The following is a 17752-nucleotide window of genomic DNA, read 5'->3' on the forward strand; positions in this document are numbered from 1 at the left end:
ACGGCGAGATCAACACGCTGCGCGGCAACTACAACTGGATGCGCGCGCGCGAAAAGGGGACGTCGTCGCCCTTGCTGGGCAGTGACCTCGACAAAATCTGGCCGCTGATGTACCCGGGGCAGTCGGATACCGCTTCGTTCGACAATGCGCTCGAACTTCTGGTGATGGGCGGCTATTCGCTGGCCCACGCGATGATGATGTTGATTCCCGAGGCCTGGGAAGCGCATACCCTGATGGACGAGAAGCGTCGCGCCTTCTACGAATACCATGCGGCGATGATGGAGCCGTGGGATGGCCCCGCTGCCGTGGCCTTCACCGACGGGCGTCAGATCGGGGCCACCCTGGACCGCAACGGGCTGCGTCCGGCACGCTACCTCGTCACCGACGACGACATGGTGGTGATGTCCTCCGAGGCCGGAGTGCTGCCGATCCCTGACGAAAAGATCGTCAAGAAGTGGCGCCTGCAGCCGGGCAAGATGTTCCTCATCGATCTCGATCAGGGCCGCATCATCGACGACCTCGAACTCAAGGAAACCTTGGCGCGGCAGAAGCCCTACCAAGAGTGGATCTCGCGCATCAACATCAAGATCGACGAACTGCCGGCGCCGGCCGACGTGCAGTCGCCCGAACTGGCGACCACCGTGCTCGATCGGCAGCAGGCCTTCGGCTATACCCAGGAAGACCTCAAGACCATCCTTGATCCGCTGGCCAAGACGGGCGAGGAAGCGACCGGCTCGATGGGCAACGACTCGCCGCTCGCCGTCCTCTCGAGCAAGGATAAGACCTTGTTCAACTACTTCCGCCAGCTCTTTGCGCAGGTCACCAACCCGCCGATCGACCCGATCCGCGAACAGCTGGTGATGTCGCTCGTCTCGTTCATCGGCCCGAAACCCAATCTGCTCGGGATCAACGAGATCAATCCGCCGTATCGTCTGGAAATCTCGCAACCGGTGCTGTCGCAGGCCGACATGGCCAAGCTGCGCAACATCGAGACTTACACCGACGAGAAATTCCGCTCGGCCGAACTCAACATCTGCTACCCCTTGGCCTGGGGCAAGGAAGGCGTCGAAGCGCGCCTGGCTTCGCTGTGCGCCGAGGCGCAGGACGCCGTCGAGCGTGGTTGTGGCTTGCTGATCGTCTCCGACCGCCTGCTCGACAAGGATCACGTCGCCATCCCGGCGCTGCTGGCCACTTCGGCGGTGCATCAGCACCTCGTTACGCAGGGGCTGCGTACCCGTGCCGGCCTCGTTGTCGAGACCGGTGCGGCGCGTGAAGTGCATCATTTCGCTACGCTCGCCGGCTACGGCGCCGAAGCCGTGCATCCTTATCTGGCGCTGGAAACCATCCAGCAATTGGCCGGAGAGGATGTCGAGGCGCGTGACAAGGCGGTCAAGCACTTCGTCAAGGGCATCGGCAAAGGCTTGCTCAAGGTCATGTCCAAGATGGGCATCTCGACCTACATGTCCTACACCGGGGCGCAAATCTTCGAGGCCATCGGCTTGCAGAAGAGGATGGTCGACAAATACTTCACCGGCACCTCGTCGCAGGTCGAGGGGATTGGCGTCTTCGAAGTCATGGAAGAGGCGATCCGTCTGCACAAGAAGGCCTTCGGTGACGATCAGGTGCTGGCCGGCATGCTCGAAACGGGCGGCGATTACGCCTTCCGTATTCGCGGCGACGAGCACATGTGGACGCCGGATGCGATCGCCAAGCTGCAGCATTCGACCCGTTCCGGCAAGTACGACACCTACAAGGAATACGCGCGCATCATCAACGACCAGTCGCAGCGCCACATGACTTTGCGCGGTTTGTTCGAACTCAAGCCGCTCGGTCCGGCGGTGCCGCTCGATGAGGTCGAGTCGGCTAAGGAGATCGTCAAGCGCTTCGTCACTGGCGCAATGTCGCTCGGTTCGATCTCGACCGAGGCGCATACCACGCTGGCCATCGCCATGAACCGCATCGGCGGCAAGTCGAACACCGGCGAAGGTGGCGAGGATCCGGCGCGCTTCAAGCCGGTCAAGGCCGGTCAACTGGTCTCCGAGGTGCTGGGCAAGGGGCGCATTGAGCGCGATTACGCGCTTCAGGATGGCGACAGTCTGCGTTCTGCGATCAAACAGGTCGCTTCCGGTCGTTTCGGCGTTACGAGTGAGTATCTGGTCAATGCTGACCAGCTGCAGATCAAGATGGCGCAAGGCGCCAAGCCGGGCGAAGGCGGTCAGCTGCCGGGCCACAAGGTCAGCGAGTACATCGGCTTCCTGCGCCATTCCGTCCCCGGGGTCGGCTTGATCTCGCCGCCGCCGCACCACGACATCTACTCGATCGAGGATTTGGCGCAACTGATCCACGACCTGAAGAACGCCAACAGCAAGGCCTCGATCTCGGTCAAGCTGGTCTCCGAAGTCGGCGTCGGCACGGTGGCCGCCGGGGTGACCAAGGCCAAGGCCGACCACCTGGTGATCGCTGGCCACGACGGCGGCACCGGTGCGAGCCCGCTGTCGTCGATCAAGCACGCCGGTTCACCCTGGGAGCTGGGGCTGGCGGAAACGCAGCAGACGCTGGTCCTCAACCGTTTGCGCGGTCGTGTTCGGGTGCAGGTCGACGGGCAGATCAAGACCGGTCGCGACGTGTTCATCGGCGCCCTGCTCGGGGCCGACGAGTTCGGCTTTGCCACCGCGCCCTTGGTGGTTCAGGGTTGCATCATGATGCGCAAGTGCCACCTCAACACCTGCCCAGTCGGCGTCGCGACGCAGGACCCGGAGTTGCGTCGCAAGTTCACCGGCCAGCCCGAACATGTCGTCAATTACTTCTTCTTCGTCGCCGAGGAGTTGCGCGAACTGATGGCGCAGTTGGGCGTGCGTCGCGTCGACGAAATCATCGGGCGCAGCGACCTGCTCGACATGAAGAAGGGCATCGCGCACTGGAAGGCCAAGGGGCTGGACTACGCCCGCATCTTCCATCGTCCGGCCAATCCCTCGGGCGAACCGTTGCTGCACAGCGGTACCCAGGACCACGGTCTCGACAAGGCGCTGGACAACCAGCTCATCGACCTTGCCAAACCGGCGCTGGAGAAGGGCAAGGCGGTGCGCATCAACCTGCCGATCCGCAACGCCAACCGGACCGTCGGTGCCATGCTGTCGTCGCGCGTGGCCGAGAAATACGGCTTCGCCGGCCTGCCGGACGACACCATCCACGTGACCTTGAACGGCACGGCCGGACAGAGTTTTGGCGCCTTCCTGGCGCATGGCGTGACCATGGACCTCGTCGGTGAAGGCAACGACTATGTCGGCAAGGGGCTTTCCGGTGGGCGCATCGTGGTGCGTCCGAACCCCGATTTCTCGGGCGAGACGACCCGGAACATCATTGTCGGCAACACCGTGCTTTACGGCGCGATCCAGGGTGAGGCCTATTTCTCGGGCGTTGCTGGCGAGCGCTTCGCGGTGCGCAACTCGGGCGCCACGGTGGTGGTCGAGGGCGTCGGCGATCACGGTTGCGAGTACATGACGGGCGGCACGGTGGTGGTGCTGGGCATGACCGGGCGCAACTTCGCGGCCGGGATGTCAGGCGGTGTGGCCTACGTTCTCGACGAGGAAGGCAGCTTCGCCTCGCGTTGCAACATGGCCCAGGTGGCGCTCGAGCCGGTCGAAGAGGAAATTGCCGCACGCAAGGGCAGCGCTTCGGGCGACGAGCTCGAAAGCCACGGCAAGGTCGACGTGCGTCACCTCGGAATGGCCGACGAAGCCCTGCTCAAGGGCTTGATCGAGAAGCACGCCGAGCTGACCGCCAGCCCGCAGGCGCGCCGGATCCTCGACGACTGGGCGACGTTCCGCGCTCGTTTCGTCAAGGTGATGCCGCATGAATACCGCCGCGCGCTCAGCGAAATGGCCGCGCAAAAGCAATTGGAGACCGCATAAATGGGAAAGCCGACTGGATTCATGGAGTTTGAGCGCCTCTCCGAGGCCTACGAGCCGCCGAAGGCGCGCCTGAAGCATTACCGCGAGTTCGTCGCCACGCTCAACGACGACCAGGCCAAAATTCAGGGCGCGCGCTGCATGGACTGCGGCGTGCCGTTCTGCAACAACGGCTGTCCGGTGAATAACGTCATCCCCGACTGGAACGACCTCGTTTATCGCGGGCAGTGGAAACAGGCGCTCGAAGTGCTGCATTCGACCAACAATTTCCCCGACTTCACCGGCCGGATCTGCCCGGCGCCCTGCGAGGCGGCCTGCACGTTGAACATCAACACCGAGGCCGTGGGCATCAAGTCGATCGAGCACGCCATTGTCGACAAGGGCTGGCAGATGGGCTGGATCCTGCCACAGCCGCCCAAGGTCAAGACCGGCAAGACGGTGGCCGTCGTCGGCTCGGGGCCGGCGGGCCTCGCCGCCGCGCAGCAACTGGCGCGCGTCGGGCACAGCGTGACCGTGTTCGAGAAGAACGACCGTCCCGGTGGACTGCTGGGCTACGGCATTCCCGACTTCAAGCTGGACAAGGCGTTGATTGCGCGCCGTGTCGAACAGATGGAAGCCGAGGGCGTGGTCTTCAAGACCAAGACCATGGTCGGCTGCAAGGCGCTTCCGGCCGGAGTGGCCTTTGATGCGACCGAGTTCGTCGCCGCCGAGCAATTGCTGAAGGACTTCGACGCGGTGGTTGTCGCCGCCGGTTCGGAAGTGCCGCGCGACTTGCCGGTGCCGGGGCGCGAGCTCAAGGGCGTCTATGCCGCCCTTGAGTTCCTGATCCCGCAGAACAAGCAGGTGGCGGGCGGCAAGGCCAACCCAATCAACGCCAAGGGCAAACACGTGGTGGTGATCGGCGGCGGCGATACCGGTTCTGACTGTGTTGGCACCAGCTATCGCCACGGTGCGGCCTCGGTGACTCAGCTCGAGCTGATGCCGCAGCCGCCGGATGAGGAGAACCGGCCGCTGACCTGGCCGTACTGGCCGCTCAAGCTGCGTACCTCCTCCTCGCACCTTGAAGGCGACACGCAGCGCCGCTTTGCCGTTGCCACCAAGGAGTTCATCGGCGAGAAGGGCGTGCTCAAGGCGCTCAAGACCGTGAGCGTCGAGTGGCAGGGCGGGCAAATGGTCGAAGTGCCGGGCAGTGAGCAGACGCTCAAGGCCGACCTGGTGTTCCTGGCCATGGGCTTTCTCAACCCGGTGGCCGGTCTGCTCGACGCTTTCGGCATCGAAAAGGACGCGCGTGGTAACGCCAAGGCGACGACCGACGGCCCCGGTTGTTACGCGACCAGCGTGCCGCGGGTTTTTGCTGCGGGCGACGCCCGTCGCGGCCAGTCCTTGGTCGTCTGGGCGATCCGCGAAGGCCGCCAGTGCGCGCGCGAGGTGGATGCCTTCCTGATGGGCGAGAGCGCATTGCCGCGCTGAGTCGTTGATTCGCTGACGCAGGCTTCTCTTCCGGAAGGTCTTGACGCCGGGCTTTGCCCGGCGTTTTTTCGTCCGAAATCCGTGGCTTGCCACGTCCCGTCGCTTTGGCTTGGCGCCCGGCTATGGCATAGTAGCGGCTGTTCAGCGGGGGGATAACAATGAATCCGGAATTGCAGAAGTCGATGCAGGTGACGGCGCTGTCGACCACGCTGGACGGTCACATGCTGATCATTCTGTTGATCATGCTCCTGGCCGGCGTGCTCGGCGGTGTGGCCAATTACTTCCTCAGTGACCGCCCCGAGCGCATGCGTGATGGCCGCGATTGGGCGCGCTATCCGGTGCTCGGTGTGATTTCCGCGCTGACCGTGCCGCTGTTCCTGAACATGATTTCGAGCAACCTGCTTGAAGCGCCGCGCACCCGGCCGGTGGATTTTTTTGTTTTCGCCGGTTTCTGCCTGTGCTACGTCGTCGCCTCGCGCCGCCTGTTCGAGAACGTCGCCAACCGCCTGCTTGGTCAGGTGGATCAGGTGCGGCGCGAAGTCGCGGCACTCAAGCAGGCGCGCAGCGAGGCCGTGCCGGTCGCCGAGCCGTTCGCCGCCTCGGAAACGTCGAACGGCCGGGCCGAGGCGACGAAAGAAACCCTGGCGTACAACGACGTCGAGATTTTGCGCGCCCTGGCGGCCGAGCCTTACGTTTACGGCAACCTCGCCGGCCTGACCGAGAAAACGGGTCTGGCGCGGGAAACCGTCAGCAGTCGTCTGGCCCTGCTCAAGAGCCTGGGCATCATCGAAACCCGCATCAACGACAAGAACATCCTGCACTGGTGCGTTTCGCCCCGCGGCAAGCAATTGCTGGGCGAAATCCTGTCGGGGCAGGAGGAGCGTGCCTGAACGTTCCGAGCTTGAGTCGTTCCATCTTTTCTTTACCGCTTATCACATGAATATCGTCATCCTCGCCGCCGGCCAGGGCAAGCGCATGCACTCCAACCTGCCCAAAGTGTTGCATCCGATCGCTGGAAAATCTCTGCTCGGGCATGTCATCGACACCGCGCGCAGCTTGCGCCCGAGTTCGCTCAGCGTGGTCTACGGCCACGGTGGCGACGCCGTGCGCGCGGCCTTCCCTGATGCCGACCTCAACTGGGCGCTGCAAGCGCCGCAGCTCGGTACCGGCCATGCGCTGCAACAGGCGATGCCGCACGTCGTTCCGGGGGGGGCGACGCTGATGCTCTACGGCGATGTGCCTCTGATCCGGGCAGAGACGCTCCAGCGCCTGTTGCATGCGGCGCAGGACGCGCTCGCCATCCTCACCGTCGAGCTCGACGATCCGAGCGGCTACGGTCGCATCGTGCGCCAGGCCGATGGAACGGTGGCGCGCATCGTCGAGCAGAAAGATGCGACGCCCGACGAGCGCGCGATCCGCGAGATCAACACCGGCATCATGGCCTTCCCGACCGCACGCCTGGCCGACTGGCTGGCGCGCCTGTCGAACGACAACGCACAAGGTGAGTATTACGTCACCGACCTCGTCGCCATGGCTGTCGCCGACGGGGTGCCGGTGCGCACCGCGCAGCCCGACGCCGAATGGGAAGTCCTCGGCGTCAATAGCAAGGTGCAGTTGGCCGAACTCGAGCGCGTGGCCCAGTTGAACACCGCTGGACGCTTGCTTGAGCAGGGGGTGCGTCTGGCCGATCCGGCCCGCCTCGACGTACGCGGCGAACTCGCCTGTGGGCGCGATGTGTTCATCGACGTCGGCTGCGTCTTCGAAGGCTCGGTCGAATTGGCTGAAGCGGTCGAGGTCGGCCCCTACTGCGTCATCAAGAACGCGCGCATTGCCGCCGGTGCGCGGATCGCAGCCTACACCCACATTGAGGACGCGGTCGTCGGCCCGGACGGGCGCATCGGCCCCTTCGCCCGCCTGCGTCCGGGAACGGTGCTGGCCGAAGACGTGCACATCGGCAACTTCGTTGAAGTGAAGAAGAGCACGATCGCCGCGCACTCCAAGGCCAATCATCTCGCCTACCTCGGCGATGCCGAGATCGGCGCGCGGGTGAACGTCGGTGCCGGAACGATTACCTGCAACTACGATGGTGCAAACAAACACAAGACGGTGATCGAGGACGACGTTTTCATCGGCTCGGACACCCAGCTCGTGGCGCCGGTCACCGTCCGTCGCGGCGCGACGCTCGGTGCCGGGACGACGCTGACCAAGGAGGCGCCCGCCGATACGCTGACCTTGTCGCGAGCCAAACAAATGTCGATTCCGGGCTGGACGCGCCCGGTGAAAACCAAGAAATAACTCAAGGAATTCTCGTATGTGTGGCATCGTCGCCGCGGTCGCCGACCGCAATATCGTTCCCCAACTCCTCGAAGGCCTGCGCAAGCTCGAATACCGAGGCTATGATTCGGCCGGTCTGGCCTTGATCGATGCTTCCGGGCTGCGCCGCCTGCGCGCGGTCGGGCGTGTCGCCGAACTGACGGCGCAGGTCGACGAGACCCAGGCCGCCGGTGCGACCGGCATTGCCCATACGCGTTGGGCGACGCATGGCGTGCCGTGTGAGCGCAACGCCCATCCGCACATCTCCGATTGTCTGGCCGTGGTGCATAACGGAATCATCGAGAACCACGAGGAGCTGCGCACCCGCCTGCAGGCGGCGGGCTACGTGTTCACCTCGGACACCGACACCGAAGTCGTCGCTCACCTGATCGCGCTGGAATTGCGCACGCAAAACGACCTGTTCACCGCGGTGCGGGCCGCCATTGCACAGCTGCAAGGCGCTTACGCGATCGCCGTGCTGCGCGAGGATGACCCCGAGCGCATCGTCGTCGCCCGCGAAGGTTCGCCCTTGCTGCTCGGCATCGCCGAGCACGGGCATTACGCAGCATCCGACGCCTCGGCGCTGATCCAGGTCACGCGGCGCATCGTCTACCTCGACAACGGCGACTGTGCCGAACTCACCCGCAGCGGCTATCGCATCACCCGTGTCGACGGCACGCCGGTCGAGCGCCCGGTGAGTGAGTCGCACCTCTCGGCCGATGCCGTCGAGCTCGGCCAGTACCGTCACTACATGCAGAAGGAAATCTTCGAGCAGCCGGTGGCGCTGTCCAACACGCTGGAGATGCTGGCCGCCGCGCGCAGCATCCAGCCCGGACTGTTTGGCGCCGACTGCGCCGAGGTGCTCGATGGTGTGCGCCAGGTGCTGATCATCGCTTGCGGAACGAGCTACCATGCCGGACTTGTCGCTCGCTACTGGCTTGAAGAGATCGCCGGGGTGCCGTGTTCGGTCGAAGTGGCGAGCGAGTATCGCTACCGCGAATCGGTCGCCGATCCCGATACCCTGGTCGTTACCCTGTCGCAGTCGGGCGAGACCGCCGACACGCTGGCGGCGCTGCAGCACGCCAAGGCGCGCGGTATGACGCGCACGCTGTGCATCTGCAACGTGCCCGAGTCCTCGCTGGTGCGCGAGAACCGCCTGCGCTTCGTCACCCGTGCCGGCCCCGAGATCGGCGTAGCCTCGACCAAGGCCTTCACCACCCAGCTCGCTTCGCTCTACTTGTTGACGCTGATCTTCGCCAAGCTGCGCGGCCGCCTCACCGAAGCGCGCGAGGCGGCAGAGCTTCAGGCCCTGCGCCATTTGCCGGTGGCAGTGGGCAAGATCCTCGAACTCGAACCGCAGATTCAAGCCTGGGCCGAACACTTCGCGATGAAGCGTGACGCGCTCTTCCTCGGCCGTGGTCGGCACTACCCGATCGCCCTCGAAGGCGCCCTGAAGCTCAAGGAAATCTCCTACATCCACGCCGAGGCTTACCCGGCGGGTGAACTCAAGCATGGCCCGCTGGCGCTGGTCGACAAGGACATGCCGGTGATTGCCGTGGCGCCCAACGATGCGCTGCTCGAAAAGCTCAAGTCCAACCTGCAGGAAGTGCGGGCGCGCGGCGGCGAGCTCTACGTCTTCGCAGACGCCGACAGTTCGATGGAAGCCTCGCAGGGCGTGCATCTGATGCACCTGCCCGAGCATTACGGCCAGCTTTCGGCGCTGCTGCATGTCGTCCCCTTGCAACTGCTGGCCTATCATGTGGCGCTGGTGCGTGGAACCGACGTCGACAAGCCGCGCAACCTCGCGAAATCGGTGACCGTCGAGTAAATCCGCGTCGTCCGGGGGCGCACCGTGCTTCTTGTCTGAGCGTGAACTGAAATGCGGATGATCAGGCGTTTATTGGGAGGCATGCTGTTCATGACGTCGTTTGCCGCATTTTCGGCCGACGAGGCGCCGCCTTCGGTTCCGGCCTATGGTCTGCTGCCCGCGGCGGATTTCCGCCTAGTGCGCGGCGACTGCGCCGATTGCGCCGGGCTGCCGCAGGCGATGTGGTTCTTCCGCAAGGAAACCATCGCCATTCCGCGCGAAGGTTTGCCGCAAGCCAGCTATGCGCGGGAACTGCGCGCGGTCGACGATCTGCGCAGCTGGCATGCGGCGACGCCGCTTGGGCAGGTGCCCGATTATCCGAGCCTGGTCTGGGCTGCCTCACCGGATTCTCTGCCGAAGGCGCGTCTCGATCCCGAGGGGCGCCACTGGCAAACGCCGACCGCGACGCTGGACTTCGCCTTGGCCCCGCAGTTGGCATCCAACCGTTCGTATTACAACGCCGCGAGCACGCGCTACTTCGCCGGACGCGAGTTGCGCCTGCGCGGAACGTTTGGCGACGATGGCCGGCGTTTCGTTGCCCGCAGCCTCTGGCCGGCCGACTACCGCTTGCCGCTGGCGCCTGCGCTAGCCCCTTTGCCTGGTGCAGCGGAAACCCTGCCGGCGGCCTTGCGCGATGCCGTGCGCAGCGAAGCGCATGGGGGCTTCGACGCCCGTCTGCTCTGGCAGCGCTCGCCGGAAGCGGCGTCGCCACGCCCCGGGCAAGCCGTTCTAGGGCTGATGCTCAATGGCGCTCAGGGCGATGACGACGAGGCGCACGGCGGGCATTTCGCGCTGCTCACCGGTCGCGTCGGGGCTCAGGGCGAGATGCACGATTGGCTCGTCGCCAACTACTACACGCTCGACTCCGAGAGCGAAAAAGGCATCATCGCGGCCTTGCAGCCGCTCGACGGCTACCTCGGCGACCTCAACAGCGGCCAGTCCTGGTATCGGCCATCGTGGATGCTGGTCGTCACCCTGCGCGAATCGCGCACAGCCGACCACCTGCACTCAGCCCTGGCGCGCGTCTTCAACCAGTTTTACCGGCACCAGTTCGTCTATCAGCATGCGGTCGCCAACTGCACCGGAATTAGCGTCTCGACGCTGCGCAGCCTCGACTGGCAGGTTCCGGCGCAGGGCGCCACGAGCTGGTGGAAAGCCGCGCTGGCCTTGCCCGGCGGAGCGTTGGCCACTGGCAGCCTGGAAAAGGGCAAGGCGCTGTTCGACTACCTGACCGAAGACCAGACACGGCTCTTTCCGGCGCAAGCCTTCGAGCAGGCCGGTGCTGACCTGCTGCGTCTGGCCAGCGGCCAGACGGGGCGTACGCTGTCGCCGTTCGAGCGCGCCTTGGCCGAGGACATCGAGGCCATCCACCTTGTCCGTGTACCGCAGTTTCCCTCCAGCCGTGCCTTTGGGACCTATCCCGTGGCCGGAGTCGACGAGTACCGTGCGCGTCTGCCACAAGATCCGGCGCAGCGGCAGATCGTCCCGGTCGGGCCGCGTCCCTTCCCTGTCGAGCTTAAGGATCCTCTGACGCCCGAACGCCGCTTGTTGCGTTCGGATTACGCGTTGGCGGTCGGCAGTGTCCTGCTTGCCGGGCTGGCGGCGTGGGCGCTGCGCGCCTGGCGCCGTCGCCGACCGGGATCGCCGCGCCCCTGAGCGCCATGGAAACCCGCAGCGTCTTCGCCTACCCGGGCCTGCTGATCGAGTTGATCGATCGCCACTGGGAGCTGTTGTACACCCTCCTGGTCGTCGTTGGCCTGGTCATTTACGTTGTGGCGTCGCACAGCCTGCATCAGCGCCGTCACCCCGCGGCGGCGATCGCCTGGGTGCTCGGCATCCTGCTCATGCCCATCGTCGTGCTGCCGCTTTACCTCGCTTTCGGCAGCCGTAAGGTGCACCTGCGCCAGGCCAACCACGGGGCAGTGCGCAAGGCCGCCGCTGCGGTCGCGCCGCATTACGCCAACTCGCGCCAAACGACCGCCAACCGCTCGCAGCAGCTCGGAGTGGCGATGGGGCTCCCGCCAGCCGTCGCCTACGACGCGCTGCAGGTCCATGCCGACGGCGAGCAAGCCCTTGCCGCATTGCACCGGGTCATCGACGGGGCGCAGCAAACGCTGGAAGTGAGTACGTTCATTTTTTCCCGCGACGCGCTTGGCGAAGCCGTGGCCGAACACCTCAAGCGCAAGGCCCTGGCCGGCGTGCGGGTGCGGCTGTTGATCGACGGGATCGGCATTTACCTCGGGGGGCTGCCGGACATCGCCGGTTTGAGCGCCGCCGGCGTTGAAGTGGTCCGCTTCGTCCCGCCTTTCCGTTCGCCCAAGCGCGGCCGCACCAACCTGCGCAACCACCGCAAGCTGGTCGTCGCCGATCGCCAGATCCTCTGGTGCGGCGGGCGCAACCTCGCCGGCGAATACTTCACCGCCGACCTGCGCCCGCTGATCGGCGGGCAAGCCTGGCTCGACCTCAGCTTCGACTTGAGCGGCGAACTCGCCGCCCAGGCCGCGCTGCAGTTCGAGGAGGACTGGGCCTTTGCCACCGAGCGCCTGCTGCCCGAGATTCCGCTCGCGCCGCCGCTCCCGCCCGCCGAGAACACCTCAGCCCTGGCGCAGTTGGTGCCGAGCGGTCCCGACCGGGTCGATGACACAATCCTGACGCTGCTGGTTTCGGCCGGCTTCACCTCGCGCCGACGTATCCTGGCCGTGACCCCGTACTTCGTTCCGGATCCCTCGCTGATCAGTTCGCTGGCCCTGGCGGCCCGACGTGGCGTGCAGGTCGACCTCGTCCTGCCGCGACGCTCGAACCACCGTTTGGCCGACTTCGCGCGTCACCGGGGCTTGCGCGAGCTGGTGGCGGCTGGCGCGCGTGTCTGGTTGCACCCCCGGATGGTGCATGCCAAGGCGGTGGTGGTCGACGAGGAGTTGGCGCTGGTCGGTTCGGCCAATCTCGACGGGCGTAGCCTCTTCCTCAATTACGAGTTGATGGTGGCGTTCTACGACCGTCGCGCGGTGCGCGATTTTTCCCGCTGGATCGATGAACGGCGGCGCGAATCGACGGTCTATCACGCCGAGCGGCCCGGGGTTCTGCGTGAACTGGCCGAGGGCCTGCTCCTGTGGCTGGCGTTCCAGCTTTGATGTCGGGCCGCAAAGACGAATGTGGATGTGAGCGGCAGCAGGGTAGCCGCTTTCAGGAACCGTTTACTTCAGGAAATCTTCCATGCTGACCATAGACGATAAAGCCCTGGCCATGATCCAGGCGAAGAACCAGCCGCTGTCGATCGACCCGGTGCGCGAATTCAGCGGCTGCTGCATCTCGGTGACCGAATCGCCGGGTGTGCATTTCGGCGCCCCCAAGGTCGATCCCGACAAGTACGCCCAGCATTCGGTCCAGGGGGTGACGGTCTATGTTCCGAACTGCTTTCCAGACGGAAATTACGTGATCAAACTGCGCAACCTGTTCGGCTTCCGCCAGCTGTTCATCGACGGCTGGAAGCTCTGCTGAGTACCCCCTCCGGCTGACGGGCGCGGCGGCTTGCTCGATTCAACGGGTGGCGGCGGTTAAGCCGCCTCCTGGACAGGGGCGGAGCGACGGGCTATTGGGGCGCGGCGTTGCCCCCCGGCGCCGCGTTCGGGCGCGACTCCCCAGTGGTCGATGCGGTTGACGTCCCTTCCGGCCAGCCTCCGCCCATTGCCTTGTACAGGTCGATCATGGCCTGCAGCAGTTTCTGCTGTGTCTGCGCGTACTGCAATTGCGCCTGGAACAACCCGCGTTCGGCGTCCAGCACTTCCAGATAGCTGGTGTACCCGTTGTCGTAGCGCAGGCGGGCGGTGTCGGTGTACTCCTGCAGCGACTTGACTTGCTGACCTTGTGCTTCGAGTTGGGCGCGGGTTCGATCCTGTGCGATGAGCGCATCGTTAACCTCGCGGAAAGCGGTCTGGATCGCCTTCTGATAACTGAACAGTGCCTGCTGTTGTTGCGCTTCGGCGATTTCGACCTGGCTGCCGATCTTGCCGGCAGTGAAAATCGGGAGATTGACCGCGCCGGCGTATTGCCAGACCTTCGATGCGCCCGAGAACAGGTTCGACAGGCTGCCGCTGGCGACGCCGAATACGCCGGTCAGCGAAATGCTCGGGTAATAGGCGGCGCGCGCTGCGCCGATCAAAGCGTTGGCGGCGATCAACTGCTGTTCTGCAGCGCGCAGGTCGGGGCGGCGTTCGAGCAACGTCGATGGCAAGCCCTCCGGGATGACCGGTGGTGTGAGCTCGTCGATGTTCTTGCCGCGTGCGATAGGGCCTGGGTTCCGTCCGAGCAGGGCGCTGAGCGCGTTTTCCTGCAAGGCGATGGACTGTTCGAGGGCCGGGATGCGCGCCAGCGCTTCGTCGTATTGCGACTTGTTCTGGCTCAGTTCGAGGATCGAAATCAAGCCGCCGGCATAGCGATCCTGGAACAGACGGTACGAGGCTTCGCGGGTGCGGGCGGTATCGCTGGCGATCTCGAGTTGCCGGTCGAGGTCGCGCAGGTTGACGTAAGCCCCGGCAACGCCGGAAACCAGCGTGAGCAGCACCCCGCGTCGCCCCTCTTCGCTGGCGATCAGCTGCGCACGTGCGGCTTCGTCCTGGCGGCGCAGTTTGCCCCACAGGTCGATTTCCCAGCTGGCACTGAGCAAGGTGTCGTAACTGTTGTAGATCCCCTTGGTCGTCGTGCCGGGTAGGGTGTTTCTCTGCCGGGCGACGTCATAGCCGAGCCCGATCTGAGGAAACAGGTCGGCGCGGGTAACGCCCAAGCGTCCGGCGTATTCGTCGATGCGCGCCGAGGCGATGAGGAGGTCCTTATTCTCGCGCACGGCCTCGTCGATCAACGTGTTGAGCAGCGGATCGCCGAACTGCGACCACCAGGCGGTATTGGCCGTGTCGCGCGCCTCGCTTTCGTTGATGCGCCAGGTGGGCGGCGTGTCGACGACCGGCCGGACATAATCCGGGCCGACCATGCAGCCCGTGACGAGCAACGCCAGCGTGCAGGCGGTGAGCGTCTCACGCATGCTGATCTCCTTTATCTCCGGGGACTTCCGCCGGCGAATCCGCTGGCGGCGCCTGGCGGTGCGCAAATTTTTCGACCACGAAGAAGGTGACCGGAATGATGAAGATCGCGACGAAAGAGGCCGCCAGCATGCCGCCGATCACCGTGCTGCCCATCACCTGCCGCGAGATCGACCCGGCCCCCGAGGCGATGGCGAGCGGCACGCAGCCGAGGATGAAGGCGAAGGACGTCATCAGGATCGGGCGCAGGCGCAGGCGCGCACCTTCGAGCGTGGCTTCCAGCAAAGGTTTGCCCTTGTCGTATTCCATCTTGGCGAATTCGACGATCAGGATGGCGTTCTTGGCCGCCAAGCCGATCAGCATGACCAGGCCGATCTGCGCGTAAATGTTGTTTTCCTGCCCACGTAGGAACAGGGCACCAAAGGCTCCGGCAACCGCAATCGGAGTACCGAGCAGTACCGAGAACGGTAGCGCCCAGCTTTCGTACTGCGCGGCCAGGATGAGGAAAACGCAAAGCAGCGAGAAGGCGAAGATGACCATCGGCGAAATGCCCTGCTGGGCGCGCCATTCCTGATAGGACATGCCCATGTAGTCGTAGCCCATGTCTTTGGGCATCGTTTCGGCGAACACCTCTTCGAGTGCGCGCATGACCTGTGCCGAGCTGTAGCCGGGGGCGCCGGAGGCGTTGATCTGCGCCGAACGGTAGAGGTTGTAGCGCATCGTGAACTCGGGGCCGGTGATGTTGCGGATGCTGGTCAGCGCGGAGAGCGGAACGGACTCGCCTTTGGCGTTGCGCACGTAAAACTGGCCGATGTTCTCGATGTTCGTCCGATAGTCGCCTTCGGCCTGGATATAGACCTGCCATTGGCGGCCGAAGCGGTTGAAGTAGTTGACGAAGCCGCTGCCGAGAAAACTCTGCAAGGTCTTGTAGACGTCGTTGATGTTGACCCCTTGCTTGAGCACTTTGTCGCGGTCGACATCGACGAAAATCTGCGGCACGGTTGGGCGGAAGGTCGTCGTCACGCTGGCCAGTTCTGGCCGTTTGCGCGCCGCCTCGACGAATTTATTGGTGTTGACCGCGAGGAAGTCGATGTCCTTGCCGGCGCGATCCTCAAGAATGAAGGTCGCCCCGCCCGAGGTGCCGACGCCAGGAATCGCTGGAGGCGGGAAAGCGAAACCGATGGCGCCGCTCAGGCTACCGAGCTTTCGCGTCAGGCTCGTCTTGATCGCCTCGTACTTTTCTTCCGGAGCCTTGCGGTCCTTCCAGTCCTTGAGGGTGACGAAAAAGAAGGCGCTGTAAGTGTTCTGCACCTGGCTCAGCATGCTGTAGCCGATGACGGCGGTCACGTGCTCGATCCCCGGCGTGGCCTTGATCATTTCCTCGGCCTGGCGGGCGATTTCGCTCGTGCGCTGCAGCGAGGCGGCGTCAGGCAGCTGGATGCCGGCGAAGACGTAGCCCTGATCCTCTTCGGGCAGAAAGCCGGTCGGCACATGCTTGCCAAAGAAGCCCGTGGCAACGGTCACCCCGACCAGGAACAGCAGGCTGAGCAGCGTCTTGTGGATGGCGAAGCGGCAGACGCCAACATACGTTTGGGTGGCCCGGCCGAAGGCGCGGTTGAAGGCGTCGTAGAAGGCTTGCAACGGCCCGCGCTTCTGGCCCTTGGGCTTGAGCAGCAGTGCGCACAGGGCAGGGCTCAAGGTCAGGGCATTGAAGGCCGAGAGAATGACCGAGATGGCGATGGTCACCGCGAACTGTTGATAAAGCTGACCGGTGATGCCGGGGATGAACGCGGTTGGAACGAAGACCGCTGAAAGGATGACGGCGATGGCAATGACCGGCCCGGTGACTTCCTCCATGGCTTTCAGTGTTGCCTCGCGCGGCGACAGTCCATGTTCCATGTGGTGCTCAACGGCTTCGACCACGACGATGGCATCATCGACCACGAGGCCGATGGCCAGAACCAGGCCAAACAGCGACAGGGTGTTGATCGAGAATCCGAAAGCCGGGAAAAAGATGAAGGTCCCGACCAGTGAAACAGGCACCGCCAGCAAGGGAATCAAGGTCGCGCGCCAGCCTTGCAGGAACACGAAGACGACGATGATGACCAGCACCAGCGCTTCGATCAGGGTCTGCTGGATTTCCTTGATCCCTTCGGTGACGGCCTTGGTGGTGTCGAGGGCGATGACGTAATCGAGATCAGGAGGGAAACTTTCCTTCAGCTCGGCCATCAGTTTTTTGGCGCCGGCGGCCGATTCGAGGGCGTTGGCGCCTGGCATTTGGTACAGCGCCAGCACTGCCGCCGGTTTGCCGTTCAGGCGGCCTTCCATGCTGTAGGTCTGGGCGCCGAGTTCGATGCGCGCGACGTCGCGTACCCGCACCATCGAGCCGTCTGGATTGGCGCGTACGACGATGGCACCGAATTCCTCAGGCGTTTGCAGCCGGCCTTGGGCGCGGACGGCGTAAGTGAATTCCTGCCCGCGCGGTACCGGCTCGGCGCCGACCGTGCCGGCCGGATTGACGGTGTTCTGCGCGTTGACCGCGTTGACGATCTCGGGAATCGTGATGTTGAGTTTGGCCAGTTGGTCCGGATTGACCCACAGGCGCATGGCGTACTGGCCGGCACCGAAGATGGTGACGCTGGCGATGCCCTTGACCCGGGTGAGTTGATCGTTGAGGTTGATGTAGGCGTAGTTGGCGAGAAAAACGTTGTCATAGGTGTTGTTCGGCGAGTAAATGCCGAACAGGAGGAGCGGCGAGGCGGTTGATTTCTGCACCGTGACGCCGAGGTTGCGCACGTCCGCAGGCAGTTGCGCCTCGGCCTGGCCCTTGCGCATTTGCGCCAGCAGCTGATCGGTGTTCGGATCGGTGGCGATGTCGAAGTTGACGGTCAGTGTCGATTGCCCGTTGTTGGCGTTGATCGAGTACATGTAGTTCATGTTGTCGACGCCGGACATCTGCTGTTCGATCGGGGTGGCCACGGCCTGTTCGACCGTCTGCGCATCGGCGCCGGTGTAGGTGCTGTTGACCTTGATTTCCGGCGGCACGATGTTCGGGTACTGGGCGATGGGCAAGCCGCTCATCGCCACCAGGCCGACGATGGTCATCAGGATCGAGATGACCATCGCCACGATCGGGCGGTTGATGAAAAACTTGGACATGG

The 17752-nt window shown here is 64.4% G+C and carries 10 protein-coding genes; 8 read left to right on the plus strand and 2 right to left on the minus strand.

Annotated features, from left to right (window positions below):
• The 8 genes from gltB to QMB55_RS11635 form a co-directional block, all read left to right on the plus strand.
• On the plus strand, positions 1–3911 hold a 3911-nt coding region (gene gltB / locus QMB55_RS11600), incomplete at its 5' end, for a glutamate synthase large subunit (protein WP_497588871.1).
• Positions 3912–5378, plus strand: a complete 1467-nt coding sequence (locus tag QMB55_RS11605; RefSeq protein WP_497588872.1) for a glutamate synthase subunit beta — start codon at positions 3912–3914, stop codon at positions 5376–5378.
• A 158-nt stretch (positions 5379–5536) separates the two neighbouring features.
• Positions 5537–6268 carry a YEATS-associated helix-containing protein gene (locus QMB55_RS11610; protein WP_497588873.1) on the plus strand — a complete coding sequence of 244 codons (732 nt, stop codon included), beginning with the start codon at positions 5537–5539 and terminating at the stop codon, positions 6266–6268.
• Positions 6269–6314: 46 nt separating this feature from the next.
• Positions 6315–7673: a bifunctional UDP-N-acetylglucosamine diphosphorylase/glucosamine-1-phosphate N-acetyltransferase GlmU gene (gene glmU / locus QMB55_RS11615; protein WP_497588911.1), complete on the plus strand. Its 1359-nt coding sequence runs from the start codon at positions 6315–6317 to the stop codon at positions 7671–7673.
• A gap of 16 nt (positions 7674–7689) precedes the next feature.
• Positions 7690–9519 (plus strand): glutamine--fructose-6-phosphate transaminase (isomerizing), encoded by a 1830-nt coding sequence (gene glmS / locus QMB55_RS11620; protein WP_497588874.1) that lies wholly within the window; start codon positions 7690–7692, stop codon positions 9517–9519.
• 90 nt (positions 9520–9609) lie between these two features.
• A complete protein-coding gene (locus QMB55_RS11625; RefSeq protein WP_497588875.1) occupies positions 9610–11214 on the plus strand; it encodes a hypothetical protein in 1605 nt (534 codons plus the stop codon).
• A 5-nt stretch (positions 11215–11219) separates the two neighbouring features.
• Complete coding sequence (locus QMB55_RS11630; RefSeq protein WP_497588876.1) at positions 11220–12689, plus strand: phospholipase D-like domain-containing protein; 1470 nt, start codon at positions 11220–11222, stop codon at positions 12687–12689.
• A gap of 82 nt (positions 12690–12771) precedes the next feature.
• The gene (locus QMB55_RS11635) at positions 12772–13056 is read left to right on the plus strand and encodes a CC/Se motif family (seleno)protein (protein WP_497588877.1); all 285 of its coding nucleotides are present in this window, start codon (positions 12772–12774) and stop codon (positions 13054–13056) included.
• Positions 13057–13147: 91 nt separating this feature from the next.
• On the opposite strand, the gene QMB55_RS11640 is transcribed toward QMB55_RS11635, so the two are convergent.
• On the minus strand, positions 13148–14593 hold the full coding sequence (locus tag QMB55_RS11640; RefSeq protein ID WP_497588878.1) for an efflux transporter outer membrane subunit: 1446 nt from the start codon (positions 14591–14593) through the stop codon (positions 13148–13150).
• Entirely contained in the window at positions 14586–17750 is a 3165-nt protein-coding gene (locus QMB55_RS11645) for an efflux RND transporter permease subunit (RefSeq protein WP_497588879.1), read from the minus strand. Before QMB55_RS11645 ends, QMB55_RS11640 begins: the two co-directional genes overlap by 8 nt.
• Between the last annotated feature and the right edge of the window lie 2 nt (positions 17751–17752).

Source organism: Propionivibrio sp., from assembly GCF_041441355.1.
Taxonomy (GTDB): Bacteria; Pseudomonadota; Gammaproteobacteria; order Burkholderiales; family Rhodocyclaceae; genus Propionivibrio.

Coding starts and splice junctions, on each gene's coding strand:
- QMB55_RS11635 (WP_497588877.1), top strand. CDS start 12,772: ATGCTGACCATAGACGATAAAGCCCTGGCCATGATCCAGGCGAAGAAC.
- QMB55_RS11640 (WP_497588878.1), bottom strand. CDS start 14,593: ATGCGTGAGACGCTCACCGCCTGCACGCTGGCGTTGCTCGTCACGGGC.
- QMB55_RS11605 (WP_497588872.1), top strand. CDS start 3,912: ATGGGAAAGCCGACTGGATTCATGGAGTTTGAGCGCCTCTCCGAGGCC.
- QMB55_RS11610 (WP_497588873.1), top strand. CDS start 5,537: ATGAATCCGGAATTGCAGAAGTCGATGCAGGTGACGGCGCTGTCGACC.
- QMB55_RS11645 (WP_497588879.1), bottom strand. CDS start 17,750: ATGTCCAAGTTTTTCATCAACCGCCCGATCGTGGCGATGGTCATCTCG.
- QMB55_RS11625 (WP_497588875.1), top strand. CDS start 9,610: ATGACGTCGTTTGCCGCATTTTCGGCCGACGAGGCGCCGCCTTCGGTT.
- glmU (WP_497588911.1), top strand. CDS start 6,315: ATGAATATCGTCATCCTCGCCGCCGGCCAGGGCAAGCGCATGCACTCC.
- glmS (WP_497588874.1), top strand. CDS start 7,690: ATGTGTGGCATCGTCGCCGCGGTCGCCGACCGCAATATCGTTCCCCAA.
- QMB55_RS11630 (WP_497588876.1), top strand. CDS start 11,220: ATGGAAACCCGCAGCGTCTTCGCCTACCCGGGCCTGCTGATCGAGTTG.